A 12,718-nucleotide genomic window follows, 5' to 3' on the forward strand; every position below is an offset into this window, starting at 1 on the left:
GATTTCAATTTGTGCGCTGGAAACCACGCTGTCACGCGCCACTTATGTAGCTTGCGATATCAATCACAAAACTACAGTACGTTTTTTATGTAATACGCAAAGAAAATCCCGGGCAGTTCGCACCACCCGGGATCAAGTTCTCACAGCTAAACGCTAAGGCTTATTCGCCGGCCGCAGCCGCCACGTCCAGAGTCACGCCGGGGCCCATGGTCGAGCTCAGCGCGATTTTCTTCATGTAGGTGCCTTTGGCACCCGACGGTTTGGCCTTGGCGACGGCCGAGATGAAGGCACGGACGTTTTCAACCAGCTTGGCTTCGTCGAAGGACGCTTTGCCAACACCGGCGTGCACAACGCCGCCTTTTTCCGCTTTGAACTGAACTTCACCACCTTTTGCTGCTTCCACAGCCGCTTTCACGTCCATGGTCACGGTGCCAACTTTGGGGTTCGGCATCAGGTTGCGGGGGCCGAGCACTTTACCCAGACGACCGACGATCGGCATCATGTCCGGGGTTGCAATGCAGCGATCAAATTCGATGGTGCCGCCCTGAATGGTTTCCATCAGATCTTCTGCGCCAACGATATCTGCGCCCGCTTCTTTCGCTTCGTCCGCCTTGGGGCCACGAGCAAATACAGCAACGCGCATCGCTTTGCCGGTACCGTTCGGCAGGCCAACAACGCCGCGAACCATCTGGTCTGCGTGACGGGTGTCAACGCCCAGATTCAGAGCGATTTCGATGGTCTCGTCGAATTTCGAGGTCGCGTTGCCTTTGACCAGAGAAACAGCTTCTTCGACCGACAGGTTTTCCTTGCCAGCGACAGCTTCGCGCGCAGCGCGGGTACGTTTACCGAGTTTTGCCATTTTACTTCACCTCGATGCCCATTGAGCGGGCCGAGCCCAGGATGATCTGCATTGCGCCTTCGACGTCGTTGGCGTTCAGATCTTTCATTTTGGCTTCGGCGATTTCACGAACCTGCTTCGAGGTCACGGTTGCCACGGTCTCACGACCTGGGTTTTCCGCACCACGAGGACGGTTACGCTTGCCAACCGGCTTCAGACCAGCCGCTTTTTTCAGGTAGTAAGACGCGGGCGGCGTCTTGATGTCCATGGTGAAGGACTTGTCCTGATAGTAGGTGATCACGGTCGGGCACGGAGCGCCGGGCTCCATGTCTGCGGTCTTGGCGTTGAACGCCTTGCAGAATTCCATGATGTTGATGCCGCGCTGACCCAGCGCCGGACCAACTGGCGGCGACGGGTTCGCCTGACCTGCAGGAACCTGCAGCTTCATTGTACCAGCAAGCTTCTTGGCCATTTGGTTTTCCTTTCAACTTAGGTGAAACGCGTTTCACCCAGACTATGTTGCGTGGTCCGATCCGGGATCGCGATCCCAGCAACCTCCCACGAGAGAATCTCGCCCGAAGACGATAGGGGCGGCACTTACAGCGGAACGGCGGGGTTGGCAAGTGGCCTGCCATGCTCTCACACATCGAATCAAGCCCCCAAGTGGGTCTCATACGCTCACGGCGTACAGATCGTTACTAACAAGGTGCGACTGACAACTCTTAAGAAATTAATATCAATGCAGAATCCGCGCGGTGGTTGCGGGATGGTCGGGTTTCCGCCACCCCCCTCACCTCAATACTCGCAGCTGTGCTATACTCGACGAAATTAGTATTTTTGGTGGAGGTTAATTATGATCATTCGTTTACTAATAACAGTTGGCATCGCGCTGTCATTTGCGGCGTCTTCTCCTCAGACCGCACGGGCCGATGCTGGCGAGATACTGGGCGGTGCTGTGGTTGGTGGCGTCATCGGCTACGCTATCGGCCGCGATCAGCAGAGAAAACAGCAAGCCCGGACGAGGTCAACAACAACACGCACCTATCGCCCCGGAATTCCGTCGACCACACAAGGGGCGCAAACCCAGACCGCGCTCAACTATTTCGGCTACAATGCGGGTCGCGTTGATGGTCAAGTCGGTCGTGGCACACGGTCTGCGATCGAACGCTATCAGGTCTCGATGGGCTACCCTGTGAATGGCTATGACTTCCAGCCCTATCAGCGCGACTTCCTGATGCAGGCCTATTACTGGGCGACAAGCGGCGGTCAGACGACAACCCAACTCGCAGGCCAACCGCTTTTGATGGAATACCGTCGGCAGATACAAACCGGCTCTGCCCTGGCTGCTGCCCCTCAGGCACCAGCACAAGCCCCAGCAACCACGATTCCGGTTGTGGTTCCTCAAGCTCAGGAACCAGAGCCCGAGGCCAATACAACTGAAACAGCCTCTGCCAGCCTGCCAAGCCTGTTTTCCGGCGGGACCGGCGGCCCATCGCTGGCCAATCGGTGTAGCGGGGTGATGCTGCAGACCTCGACCAACGGGGGCTACACGACACTGTCAAATATGACGGATGCCGATTTTGCCCTCAGCGAACAGTTCTGCCTTGCTCGCAGCTATGCAATGGCGCGTGGCGAAGATCTGATGGCGGATATCCAGGGGCTGACGCCGGATCAGGTGAGCGCACAATGCGACTCGTACGGTGAAATGTTGGCACCGCAAGTTGATGCGCTGTCGATCAGCTCAAAGGCAGAAGCTGAAACCCAGGTACGCAAGCTTGCGCTGGACTCGGGCCTCAGCCCCGCTGATCTTGCCGCGACAAGCAAGGTCTGTCTGTCGATGGGCTACCGTCAGGACAACATGGACACGGCAGTCGGTTCCGCATTGATGCTAGTCGCGATGGGTGAGCCTGCCTATGGAGAGTTGATCGGCCACCACCTGCGCGAAGGCTTTGGTGTGCAACAGCGTCGCGATCTTGCGATGCAGTGGTACGATGCGAGCCTTTCGGCGTTGGATGCCGGTTCGCAGGCCGTCTTCCTGCCATCCCAGACCGACCGCCCGCAACTGTTGCGAGCCGCTATGGTTCAAGCGCAGTAAGTCGCGCACTCAGTCGTTTCAGCCTCTGCGAAGCTGATACTAATAACGCCGCGGTGTCAGTTTGCATCGCGGCGTTCTATATTGAGGGTGCCATTATGCCGACCCCACCGGAACCGATCTCAAAACAGGACAAGATCGACGCTTTGATCGAGTGGATGGTTGACGGTGCCCGCCCAGCTGGAAATGCGGTCGATATCATCGAAGGTATCTGTACCCGTCTGCTGGATGCCGGTGTCGCCATCGACCGGTTCGGTTTGTTCATCTGGACGCTGCATCCCAATCTGATGGGTCGACGTTTCCTGTGGAAAGCGGGCGCTGGCGTTGATCGTGTCGACGCGCCGTCTCAATTGTTCACCGAGGCGATCTACACCGATAACCCCCTTCCGCATGTGATTGAGCGTCAGCAACCCATCCGCCGCCATCTGGAAGATCCCAACTGCCCCGAGGATTACATCATTGTCGGAGAATTGCGCGAGCAGGGCTTCACCGATTATCTGGCGCAACCGCTGATCTATCTCAACGGCGATACCCATGTCTGCACTTGGTCAAGTGCCACGCCCGGTGGGTTTTCAGAGAGTGATCTAGCGATCCTGAGCCGGGTTCGCGGTCCGCTCGCCCGCCTGACCGAGACCTATATGCTGCGGCTCGACGCGACCTACCTTCTGTCGACCTATGTCGGCCGTAACAGTGGCGCCCACATTCTGGACGGTAAAGTACATCGCGGTGATGGCAGCAAAATCGAGGCCGTTATCCTGTTTGCGGATCTCAAGGGATTTACCCGCCTTTCGAATTCGGTTTCCGGCGATACGCTGGTCCGGCTGCTGAATGACACGTTTGATTGCCTTGTCCCGTCGGTCATGGACCACGGCGGAGAGATTCTGAAGTTCATGGGCGACGGCTTTTTTGCCATCTTCCCAACCAGCACGAATCTTCCGCCAAAGGTGCAGATTCAGGCCGCCATCGCAGCGGTGCGCGAGGGTGTGGCGTCGCTGGCCGAGGCCGATTTTCAGCAAAAGCTAGGCGTGCGCACTGCAATTCATCACGGTCGCTTCCATTATGGCAATGTAGGTGGCGGGGACCGGCTGGATTTCACGGCCATCGGTCCAGACGTCAATTTGGCGGCTAGACTTGTAGCGGCGGCCACAGACTTGGATTGCGACCATGTCCTTTCGGATACAGCCGCAGCATTTCTCCCGACACTCTGCGAACCGGTCGGAACTGTATCACTTAAAGGTTTTGGTGAGGATCAAACTGTCTGGCAGATGAGCACGCCCCAAACGTAAAAAGGGTGCCCATAAGGCACCCCAAACGATGGTACGATGGAAACCAATCAGCTCTGCTTGGTGACCTGCGTAAAGTCCAGCTCGACCGGTGTTTCGCGGCCAAAGATCGAAACCGAAACTTTCAGTTTCTGGTTCTCGTCGTCCACACCTTCGACCATGCCGTCGAAATCCTCGAACGGGCCGTCGTTGACCTTGACCTTCTCGCCGACCTCGAAGCTGATCATCAGCTTGGGCGCTTCTTCACCTTCCTGAACGCGGTTGAGGATCTGGTTCACCTCGGCGTCGCGCATCGGCATCGGGCGGCCCTGAGGGCCCAGGAAGCCGGTAACGCGATTGATCGAGTTGATCAGGTGATAGCCCTGATCCGACATTTCCATGTGTACCAGCACGTAACCTGGCATAAAGCGACGTTCGGTGGTGACCTTCTTGCCCCGGCGCACTTCGATCACCTCTTCGGTGGGCACCAGAACCTCGTCGATATCGTCTTCAAGGCCCTGCTCAGCCACCGACGTGCGGATCTGCTCTGCGATCTTCTTTTCGAAATTCGAAAGAACGCTGACCGAATACCACCGTTTCGCCATGAACCTGTCGTCCTTGTTTGCCTTTGGGCTGCGACGCATCGCGCCCTTCGTTGAAATCCTATTGCGTCACCCGGAATAAAAAGCGGCGCGCAGCCCGATTCGCCGCACGCCCATTCCGAATAGTCATGTCACCTACTCTGACATCGCAAGCTGTGCAAGGGGGCAGTCGCGTTTCAGCTTGCCCAAACCGGCTTAGCTAAACGCGCCGAGTACCAGTTGCAGACCGCCGCGAATGCCCAGATCAACCAGCGCAAAGAACACAGCTGTCAGCGCAGCCATGATGAACACCATGACCGTGGTCAACAGCACCTCACGACGGGTCGGCCAGACGACCTTTGCGACTTCGGCGCGGACCTGCTGAATGAACTGGATCGGGTTTAAGGTTGCCATGAGGCTACAATCTCTCTTCTAGCGGATGGGCCGGACATAGCCGGGCATTGCGGCAATTTCAAGGGCTGTTGACGCCCTTGTCAGGGCTTGGGCTTGTCATCCCATTCGTCGCTGAGGATACGGCGCGCATCGCCTTCCGGATCCTCATACTGGTTCGAGCGGACCGTGTAGATAAACGCAACCAAGCCAACCCCGCCCAAAAGCAGGGAAATCGGGATCAGATAGGCAAGCACTTCCATCAGAGTTACCTCAGCCGCAAGGCGTTCAACGACACGGTAATCGACGAGGTCGACATCGCCAATGCCGCAATAAGGGGTGTCGCCAACCCGGCAACGGCCAGCGGGACCGCGATGATGTTATAGACAGTGGCGATCCGGAAATTCTCGCGAATCCGACGGGTCGCCCTGACGGCTGTATCGCAAGCCTCAGCGATCGGGGACAGATCATTGCCCAGTAGCACGATATCCGACGCCACCCGCGCGGCATCCAAGGCGCTGGCCGGAGAAATCGAGACATGCGCCGCCGCCAATGCCGCCGTATCGTTCAGCCCATCGCCGACCATCAGAACGTGCCGACCCTGATCGCTTAGTTCCTGCACTTTGGCGGCTTTGTCTTGAGGCAAGGCCTGGGCGATCCAGTTCTCAATGCCTAGCTTGCCCGCCAAGGCCTGAACCGCGCCTTCCGTATCGCCGGAAATCAGGATTACGTCTTTACCAGCAGCGCGGAAAGCCGCAATCGCCTCGGCAGCGCCTGCGCGCGGACTGTCGGTAAAAGTAAAGCGCGATGGCGTCTGCGATCCAATTGCGAGCCAGGCTGCGGTCTGCTCACCATCTTCGCCGCCGACCCAGGCCGCTCGACCCAGCCGGACCTGCTGATCACGGTAAACGCCCTCAGTGCCATATCCCGGCACCTCAACAACATCGTGCAACTTGGCAGGCTTGATCCCGGCCTCACGCGCAGCCTTTGCAAGGGCAAGAGACAAGGGGTGCGAAGACGCTTCGGCCAATGCCAGAGCCACTTGCAAATCGGTACGCGAATGATCACCAAGATTGGTCAACTCAGGCGCACCGGATGTTAGGGTGCCGGTCTTGTCAAATACCACAGTATCCACTTCGGCCAGCCGTTCTAAAGCGGTCGCGTGTTTGATCAGCATGCCACTGCGGAACAATCGGCCTGATGCTGCAGTGGTTACCGCCGGCACTGCCAAGCCCAGCGCGCAGGGACATGTGATGATCAAAACCGCCGCAGCGATATTCAGCGCCGTCCGGATATCGCCCGAATAAATATACCATCCTAAGAAGCTGAGCGCGGAGAGTATATGCACCCCCGGCGCATAAAGCTTGGCCGCCTTGTCTGCCAGCGAAGTATACCGTGACCGGCCCGATTCAGCGATGGCTACCAGATCCGCCATACGGTGCAGCGAGGTATCTTCCCCGACTGCCGTCGCACGGATGGTCAGAGGGCCGGTCAGGTTAACCTCACCTGCACTGACGTTCAGCCCGGCCTCAGCAAAGACCGGGAGGGTTTCCCCGGTCAGCAGCGACCGGTCCAACTCGGACTGGCCCGAGATGATTTCGCCATCCACTGGCATGCGCCCTCCGGGGCGAACCAGAATCAGATCACCCACGTTAAGGCTCGCCACCGCCACTTCGGCTTCGGTCCCATCCACTAGCCGGATGGCGCGCGGGACCTCCAGCGCGGTTAGTTCTTCGGCAGCTGAACGTGCCGCGGCACGGGTGCGATAGTCCAAATACCTGCCCGCTAGCAGGAAGAATGTCAGGGTCAAAGCCGCGTCGAAATAAGCATGTTCACCGCTGAGTGCAGTTTCCCAAAGCGACGTGACCAGAGCCAGCAGTATCGCCAAAACAATCGGCACATCCATATTCAACCGGCGCACGCGCAGCGCGCTCCAGGCGTTGGAAAAGAAAGGCTGGGCCGAGAATGCAATTGCAGGCAGCGCAATCGCCGCCGATATCCAGTGGAACATGTCGCGCGTCGCATCGGTGGCGCCGGACCAGACCGACACCGATAACAGCATCACGTTCATCGAAGCAAAACCAGCCACTGCCAGCCGCATCAGCAGATCGCGCCCAGCCTTATCGGTTTGCGTAGCCGAAAGCGCACCCGGATCCAGTTCGTGGGCTTCAAAGCCAGCGCGCTCCAGCACCGGGATCAGATCGGCGGCGCGCGTATCCGGTGCCGCCTTGATCATCGCACGTTTCAGCGTGAGATTGACCCGCGCGTCTTCAACGCCGGGATGGGCATTCAACTCACGCTCGACCGTAGAGATGCAGGCCGAGCAGTGGATGCCCGGCAGCGACAGCGCGATCTGCACATCCTCTGGGATTGGCCGCGCCGCTTCCGCCGGGGCTGCGATGCAGCCAGGACAGGCTGCCCGAGATGGAGTGGCTTGCGCAACCATCTCTAACCTTTCACATACAGGGGCACACGTTGCGCGAACTCGGCACCATCTTTTGCTTTGGCCACAAGGCGAATGTTCCAGTTCCCTTTGCCCAGGGCAGCCGGAGCGGCATAGGCGATGCCATCAAAAGTAAAGTCCGGCGAGAAGTCTTCCTTCACATGGGTGGCGCGCCCCACCACGGCCTGCAGATCTGCCACTTCAACAGGGGAACCGGTCTGATCGGTTATGTATAGCACCAGCAGCCCTCCGGTCAGCTCGGCCTTGATGTTCCAACCCAGGGCCTGCTGTTCCTTCAAACGTTCATTGAACTCCTGGCTGGCTACATAGGAGTTCTTCACCTCAAGCCCCGGAAAGGTCTTGATTGCACTATAAGCCAAGACAAGGTTCACCGTGATGATCACGCCAAAGGCCGCGACAAATACCGCCAATGCGTGTTTGCCTGTGAATTGACGTTCTGCCATTCTCAGCTTCCTCGTCCGTTGAAACTGGTATCCTTGTAGGCCCGCTCACCACTTTCCAGATCTTCGACCCAGATGCGAACCGAGGTGCTGTCAGCCGCCGCAGGGGCAGTACCCTGCGGAGCGGTGATATAGACGCGGGTCAATTGTGCCGTATCTGCAGTGACATTAACAGTCTCGCCTTCAACACCTTCGATTTCAATCTGCAGCGAAGGATCGCCCGCAATCGTCAGTTTGAATGGCCGATCCACGCCATGTTTGTTGCGCAGGCGTACATCATAGGTGTTACGGATCGTGCCATCTGAAAGGGTAACGAAAGTCGGATTCCGCACCGGCGCAACCGTCAAATCGATATCCGAACGAATGAACAACGCAAAGAGCAGTGCAAATCCGACCAGTGACCATAGCGCCGTGTACAGGATCGTGCGCGGACGCAGGATGTGTTTCCAAACGTTTTTGGGTGGCTGACCTTCGCGTTCGCGGGCCTCATCACTCAGCGCCATGTAATCGATCAGACCACGGGGCTTGCCTATCTTGGCCATCATGTCATCGCAGGCGTCGATGCAAAGTGCACAGGTAATGCATTCCAGTTGCTGACCGTCTCGGATGTCGATCCCTACCGGGCAGACATTGACGCAAGCCATACAATCGATGCAATCGCCCAGCTCGCTGTCAGCCGTACGTTTGCCTTTGCCGCGTGGTTCACCCCGCCATTCGCGATATCCGACGACCAGGGTATCCTCGTCCATCATCGCGGCCTGTATGCGCGGCCATGGGCAGGCATAGATGCAGATTTGTTCGCGTGCAAAGCCACCGAAGAAAAATGTGGTGCCGGTCAGAATCAGCATCGTCGTATAGGCCACTGGATGCGCGTTTCCGGTGACCAGATCACGCGCCAGAGTTGGTGCATCCGCAAAATAGAAAACCCAGGCGCCACCGGTTGCGAGCCCGATGAAGAACCAAGCGACCCACTTGGTCAGGCGCAGCCGCGCCTTGCGGAAATCCAGCTTTTTCTGCCTGTGCAGACGCAGGCGCGCATTACGGTCGCCCTCGATCCAGCGCTCGACAAGGATATACAGGTCCGTCCAAACCGTCTGCGGGCAGGCATACCCGCACCAGACCCGCCCAAGCGCCGAGGTGAACAGGAACAGACCCAATCCTGCCATGATCAGCAACCCAGCGACAAAATAGAACTCGTGCGGCCAAATCTCGATCCAGAAGAAATAGAAGCGACGGTTCGCCAGATCCAGAAGAACGGCCTGATCCGGAAGGCTTGGACCGCGATCCCACCTGATCCAAGGCGTCACATAGTAAATGCCCAGCGTCACCGCCATGATGATCCATTTCAGATTGCGAAACGGGCCGGACACACGTCTCGGGAAAATCGGCTCTCTGGCGGCGTAGAGACTGGGGGTGGGATTGGAATCGCTCACAGGCTGGCTCCGCAACTGGCTATTCTGAGTGTGTGTTCTTCCAGATCACGAGGCAAGGGACTTTGACATGGGTCAAAACGCGCATCGTGCAGACACCTTTAGACGCGTGAATTACTGCTGGCTTCGCGCTTCGCGCCTCAGCCAGTTGATGAAGATTTTCACGGATCGCCTAAGAGCTTGTTTTTGCGTAACTATATGATACCCGCGTGTATCCGGCTCGGCGAACAGTTCGACGATGCGGCCCGCTTTGATGTCCGCTTCGACGAATTGTCGCACAGTGACGGTGACCCCTTGTCCAGACCGCAAACCATCCAGCAGCAGGTTACCGGGAAGCTGCGTACGCCCCGCGCCGCGTTCGGGTCCGACACCTCTCTCAGTCAGCCATTTTGTCCCCTCAGTCGTGCCAATTTCTTCAAGCCACGGCAACTGCGCAAGTTCTGCCGGGGACCAATCGGTCTTGTTACCCAATAGTGTGGGTGAGGCGACGATGACCATCGGCGTCTGCAACAACATCTCACACTCCACCCCCGACCAACCGCCGGCGCCATAACGGATCGCTACATCCACGCCACCCGGTTGCAGCTCGACCACCTCAAAGGTTGGATCTAGGATCAGGTTTACGTCGGGATGCGTCGCGCGGAAACTCGGCAGTCGCGGCATCAGCCAAGATGCAGCGAAGGAAGACGTCAGCGACACATGAACCGGGCGGTCCCGAGCCGAGCGAGCCAGATCACCCACAGCAGCCTCGATCGCACCAAATCCAAGCTGCAGGGCACGGGCCAGATGCTCACCTTCCGCGGTAAGTGTCAGCGCTTTGCCTGTTCGGTCCAGCAGAGCCGCGCCCAGATGTTTCTCGAGCGCGCGAAGCTGCTGGCTGATTGCAGCGTGGCTAACATTGAGCGCAGCACCGGCCTCGACAACACTTCGCTTCTCAGCGAAGGCGGCAAAGGCCCTGAGAGAGGCCAACGGTGGCAGTGATAGCCAGTCCATATGTAAACCCTACTTACACATTGAAATGGTAATTGAGTCGCATTCGGCGTGCGAAAGGTCAATCTTAAAGCTCAGAAACAACTCTGCACAGGAGGGAAACCATGCTGACCGTATTCGCCAGATCTTTTTTGAACGCGACACGCATCAATACGCCTCACATCTACGATGCGCCAAAGCCGGGCCGTCGCAAGCGGCGCTGGCTGCCCGAACATCATTGGTGGAGAGAAAACCCGCGCGATGTAAATCTGAACGATCTTTGATACTGGGTTGAATGCCGTATCTGGACCGGCAGAGATTGCAGCCCTATTGTTTGAAAATCGGCACCGGCTGTTCTGGAAACGCGCGAACAGATGGAACAGCCGGTGCCTCGACCTTCGGGCGGGAGACCGCCCGGAGGTGTTCTTTTAACCCTTACTGACCGCCACCCAACTGGTGGACATAGGCCGTGACAGCGCGAATCTGCGCGTCGGTCAGGCGATTCTCCCACGGGGGCATCACACCAAAGCGGCTGTAGGTGACCGTCTCGGTCAGGGCCTCTTGGCTGCCGCCGTAAAGCCAGATCGCATCGGTCAGATTCGGCGCACCCTGGGAAACGTCGCCTTTGCCGTCATCACCGTGGCAAGCCGCGCAGTTGTCTTCGAACACAACCTTGCCTGCCTGCGCCGCCGCGTCATCGGTCTGGGCGTTGGTCAGGGACATGACGTATTGAACCACTTGAGTGATCTCATCCTTTTCGAGGATCTCACCAAAGGCCGGCATCTCGGAATAGCGCGCGTCGTCGCTTTCCTCGTTCCGGATGCCATAGGCGATGGTGTACTCGATATCCTCAAGCGAGCCGCCCCACAGCCAGGCATCATCCAGCAGGTTCGGGAAACCCGGCGCACCCTGCGCGCCCGATCCGTGGCACTGCGCGCACCAGGTTCGGAACACAGCGCCACCAGAGTTAACTGCGTATTGTTGCAGCTCCGCGTCGGCCGAGATTTCTTCCAGCGGTGTTTCCACCAACTTGGCATTCCACGGCGCATTCGCTTCTTCGAACGCGACCATTTCCTGCTGCACCAGCTCGCGCGAAGACCAACCCAGCACACCGGCGGTTGCCGATTGAACCAAGGGCCATGCGGGGTACATGATCGTGTAGATCACGCCCCAAATTATGGTCGCGTAAAAGGTCCAAAGCCACCAGCGTGGCATCGGATTATCGAATTCCTCGATTCCGTCCCAGCTGTGACCCGTGGTGTTAGGATCGCCCGGCTGTTTTTCAGGTGTCTTACTCATTGCCGCGCCTCCTTGGATGTGGCGGGTTTGTCGTCGCCCCGACGGGGCGCTGGGGCATCAGCGTGCCGGAACGGGATGTTGGCGGTGTCCTTGTATTCCTTGCTGGCACCAGGGCGGAAAACCCAGATGATGATGCCAATAAAAAACGAGAACAGGAGCAGCAACATCCAGCTATCCGCGAACTGCCTTAGAATTGTGTATAGTTCCATCACACCCTCCTTTAACGGCTTGCGTCCGGGGTGAAGGTCGAGAAATCGACCAGCGTGCCCAGCATCTGGAGGTAAGCAACCAACGCATCCATTTCAGTCAGCTCGGGCTGACCGTCAAAGTTACGCACATTGACCTTGTCGCCATAGCGTTCCAACAATCCATCATAATCGCTGTCCGGATCGGCCTGCGCCCGAAAATCGGCCTGCGCCTGTTCAAGCATCTCGTCGGTATACGGGGTGCCGACCACGGCATTTGCCGCCATGATGTCACCGATATACTTGCCGTCTAGCTTACGATCCTCAAGGAAGCCGTATTTCGGCATCACCGATTCCGGCACCACCGATTGTGGATCGCGCAGGTGGTCCACCTGCCATTGATCCGAATACCGGCCACCGACGCGCGCAATATCCGGCCCGGTGCGTTTGGACCCCCATTGGAACGGATGATCATACATGGATTCAGCCGCCAGCGAGTAGTGGCCATAGCGTTCAACCTCATCCCGCATCGGGCGGATCATCTGGCTGTGGCAAACATAGCAGCCTTCGCGCAGATAAACCTCACGCCCCGCCAGTTCGAGAGGGGTGTAAGGGCGCATGCCCTCCACCTTCTCGATGGTGTTCTCAAGATAGAACAGGGGCGCGATCTGTACGATGCCACCGATGGTCACGACCAGAAAGCTGAAGATCAGCAGGAGGGTCGCGTTAGTCTCGAGGATCTTGTGTTTGTCGAGAATTGCCATTGCT

General features: G+C 57.9%; 15 protein-coding genes. 3 read left to right on the forward strand and 12 right to left on the reverse strand.

Annotated elements, in window-relative coordinates:
* Window positions 1-160 precede the first annotated feature (160 nt).
* Complete coding sequence (gene rplA / locus AC2TEM_RS17945) at window positions 161-859, reverse strand: 50S ribosomal protein L1 (protein WP_010440987.1); 699 nt, start codon at window positions 857-859, stop codon at window positions 161-163.
* A gap of 1 nt (window position 860) precedes the next feature.
* Window positions 861-1,310 carry a 50S ribosomal protein L11 gene (rplK, locus tag AC2TEM_RS17950; protein WP_010440985.1) on the reverse strand — a complete coding sequence of 150 codons (450 nt, stop codon included), beginning with the start codon at window positions 1,308-1,310 and terminating at the stop codon, window positions 861-863.
* A gap of 381 nt (window positions 1,311-1,691) precedes the next feature.
* On the opposite strand from rplK, the gene AC2TEM_RS17955 reads away from it, so the two are divergent.
* The gene (locus tag AC2TEM_RS17955; RefSeq protein ID WP_170398593.1) at window positions 1,692-2,933 is read left to right on the forward strand and encodes a peptidoglycan-binding domain-containing protein; all 1,242 of its coding nucleotides are present in this window, start codon (window positions 1,692-1,694) and stop codon (window positions 2,931-2,933) included.
* Between the two features lie 95 nt (window positions 2,934-3,028).
* Window positions 3,029-4,216 (forward strand): adenylate/guanylate cyclase domain-containing protein, encoded by a 1,188-nt coding sequence (locus AC2TEM_RS17960; protein ID WP_170425747.1) that lies wholly within the window; start codon window positions 3,029-3,031, stop codon window positions 4,214-4,216.
* Between the two features lie 47 nt (window positions 4,217-4,263).
* Here the strand turns inward: AC2TEM_RS17960 and nusG are convergent, their stop codons facing one another.
* From nusG to AC2TEM_RS17995, 7 genes are all read right to left on the reverse strand, one after another.
* Window positions 4,264-4,797, reverse strand: a complete 534-nt coding sequence (nusG, locus tag AC2TEM_RS17965) for a transcription termination/antitermination protein NusG (protein WP_152459924.1) — start codon at window positions 4,795-4,797, stop codon at window positions 4,264-4,266.
* Between the two features lie 192 nt (window positions 4,798-4,989).
* Window positions 4,990-5,187 carry a preprotein translocase subunit SecE gene (secE, locus tag AC2TEM_RS17970; RefSeq protein ID WP_170398600.1) on the reverse strand — a complete coding sequence of 66 codons (198 nt, stop codon included), beginning with the start codon at window positions 5,185-5,187 and terminating at the stop codon, window positions 4,990-4,992.
* An 80-nt stretch (window positions 5,188-5,267) separates the two neighbouring features.
* Entirely contained in the window at window positions 5,268-5,426 is a 159-nt protein-coding gene (gene ccoS / locus AC2TEM_RS17975) for a cbb3-type cytochrome oxidase assembly protein CcoS (RefSeq protein WP_074737762.1), read from the reverse strand.
* A 5-nt stretch (window positions 5,427-5,431) separates the two neighbouring features.
* Window positions 5,432-7,609, reverse strand: coding sequence for a heavy metal translocating P-type ATPase (locus tag AC2TEM_RS17980; protein ID WP_170425749.1), 2,178 nt, complete (start codon window positions 7,607-7,609; stop codon window positions 5,432-5,434).
* Window positions 7,610-7,611: 2 nt separating this feature from the next.
* Window positions 7,612-8,070, reverse strand: coding sequence for a FixH family protein (locus tag AC2TEM_RS17985; RefSeq protein WP_170398607.1), 459 nt, complete (start codon window positions 8,068-8,070; stop codon window positions 7,612-7,614).
* A 2-nt stretch (window positions 8,071-8,072) separates the two neighbouring features.
* Entirely contained in the window at window positions 8,073-9,500 is a 1,428-nt protein-coding gene (gene ccoG / locus AC2TEM_RS17990; protein WP_170425751.1) for a cytochrome c oxidase accessory protein CcoG, read from the reverse strand.
* A gap of 111 nt (window positions 9,501-9,611) precedes the next feature.
* Complete coding sequence (locus AC2TEM_RS17995) at window positions 9,612-10,490, reverse strand: LysR family transcriptional regulator (RefSeq protein WP_170425753.1); 879 nt, start codon at window positions 10,488-10,490, stop codon at window positions 9,612-9,614.
* 101 nt (window positions 10,491-10,591) lie between these two features.
* Here AC2TEM_RS17995 and AC2TEM_RS18000 point away from each other — a divergent pair, with 101 nt between their 5' ends.
* Window positions 10,592-10,750, forward strand: coding sequence for a hypothetical protein (locus AC2TEM_RS18000; RefSeq protein WP_170398617.1), 159 nt, complete (start codon window positions 10,592-10,594; stop codon window positions 10,748-10,750).
* 151 nt (window positions 10,751-10,901) lie between these two features.
* Here AC2TEM_RS18000 and ccoP read toward each other — a convergent pair whose 3' ends face one another.
* From ccoP to ccoO, 3 genes are read right to left on the reverse strand one after another with little or no spacing between them, the layout of a single operon-like run.
* Window positions 10,902-11,765 (reverse strand): cytochrome-c oxidase, cbb3-type subunit III, encoded by an 864-nt coding sequence (gene ccoP, locus AC2TEM_RS18005; protein WP_170398621.1) that lies wholly within the window; start codon window positions 11,763-11,765, stop codon window positions 10,902-10,904.
* A complete protein-coding gene (locus tag AC2TEM_RS18010) occupies window positions 11,762-11,974 on the reverse strand; it encodes a cbb3-type cytochrome c oxidase subunit 3 (RefSeq protein ID WP_170398624.1) in 213 nt (70 codons plus the stop codon). Before AC2TEM_RS18010 ends, ccoP begins: the two co-directional genes overlap by 4 nt.
* An 11-nt stretch (window positions 11,975-11,985) precedes the next feature.
* A complete protein-coding gene (gene ccoO, locus AC2TEM_RS18015) occupies window positions 11,986-12,714 on the reverse strand; it encodes a cytochrome-c oxidase, cbb3-type subunit II (protein ID WP_170398627.1) in 729 nt (242 codons plus the stop codon).
* Window positions 12,715-12,718 lie beyond the last annotated feature (4 nt).

Source organism: Ruegeria sp. HKCCD3925, assembly GCF_057221175.1.

Bases quoted from the DNA above. Each gene is read 5' to 3' on its own strand.
- rplA (WP_010440987.1), bottom strand. From the start codon at position 859: ATGGCAAAACTCGGTAAACGTACCCGCGCTGCGCGCGAAGCTGTCGCT.
- AC2TEM_RS17960 (WP_170425747.1), top strand. From the start codon at position 3,029: ATGCCGACCCCACCGGAACCGATCTCAAAACAGGACAAGATCGACGCT.
- ccoO (WP_170398627.1), bottom strand. From the start codon at position 12,714: ATGGCAATTCTCGACAAACACAAGATCCTCGAGACTAACGCGACCCTC.
- AC2TEM_RS17995 (WP_170425753.1), bottom strand. From the start codon at position 10,490: ATGGACTGGCTATCACTGCCACCGTTGGCCTCTCTCAGGGCCTTTGCC.
- nusG (WP_152459924.1), bottom strand. From the start codon at position 4,797: ATGGCGAAACGGTGGTATTCGGTCAGCGTTCTTTCGAATTTCGAAAAG.
- rplK (WP_010440985.1), bottom strand. From the start codon at position 1,310: ATGGCCAAGAAGCTTGCTGGTACAATGAAGCTGCAGGTTCCTGCAGGT.
- AC2TEM_RS17955 (WP_170398593.1), top strand. From the start codon at position 1,692: ATGATCATTCGTTTACTAATAACAGTTGGCATCGCGCTGTCATTTGCG.
- AC2TEM_RS17980 (WP_170425749.1), bottom strand. From the start codon at position 7,609: ATGGTTGCGCAAGCCACTCCATCTCGGGCAGCCTGTCCTGGCTGCATC.
- secE (WP_170398600.1), bottom strand. From the start codon at position 5,187: ATGGCAACCTTAAACCCGATCCAGTTCATTCAGCAGGTCCGCGCCGAA.
- ccoS (WP_074737762.1), bottom strand. From the start codon at position 5,426: ATGGAAGTGCTTGCCTATCTGATCCCGATTTCCCTGCTTTTGGGCGGG.
- AC2TEM_RS18010 (WP_170398624.1), bottom strand. From the start codon at position 11,974: ATGGAACTATACACAATTCTAAGGCAGTTCGCGGATAGCTGGATGTTG.
- AC2TEM_RS18000 (WP_170398617.1), top strand. From the start codon at position 10,592: ATGCTGACCGTATTCGCCAGATCTTTTTTGAACGCGACACGCATCAAT.
- AC2TEM_RS17985 (WP_170398607.1), bottom strand. From the start codon at position 8,070: ATGGCAGAACGTCAATTCACAGGCAAACACGCATTGGCGGTATTTGTC.
- ccoP (WP_170398621.1), bottom strand. From the start codon at position 11,765: ATGAGTAAGACACCTGAAAAACAGCCGGGCGATCCTAACACCACGGGT.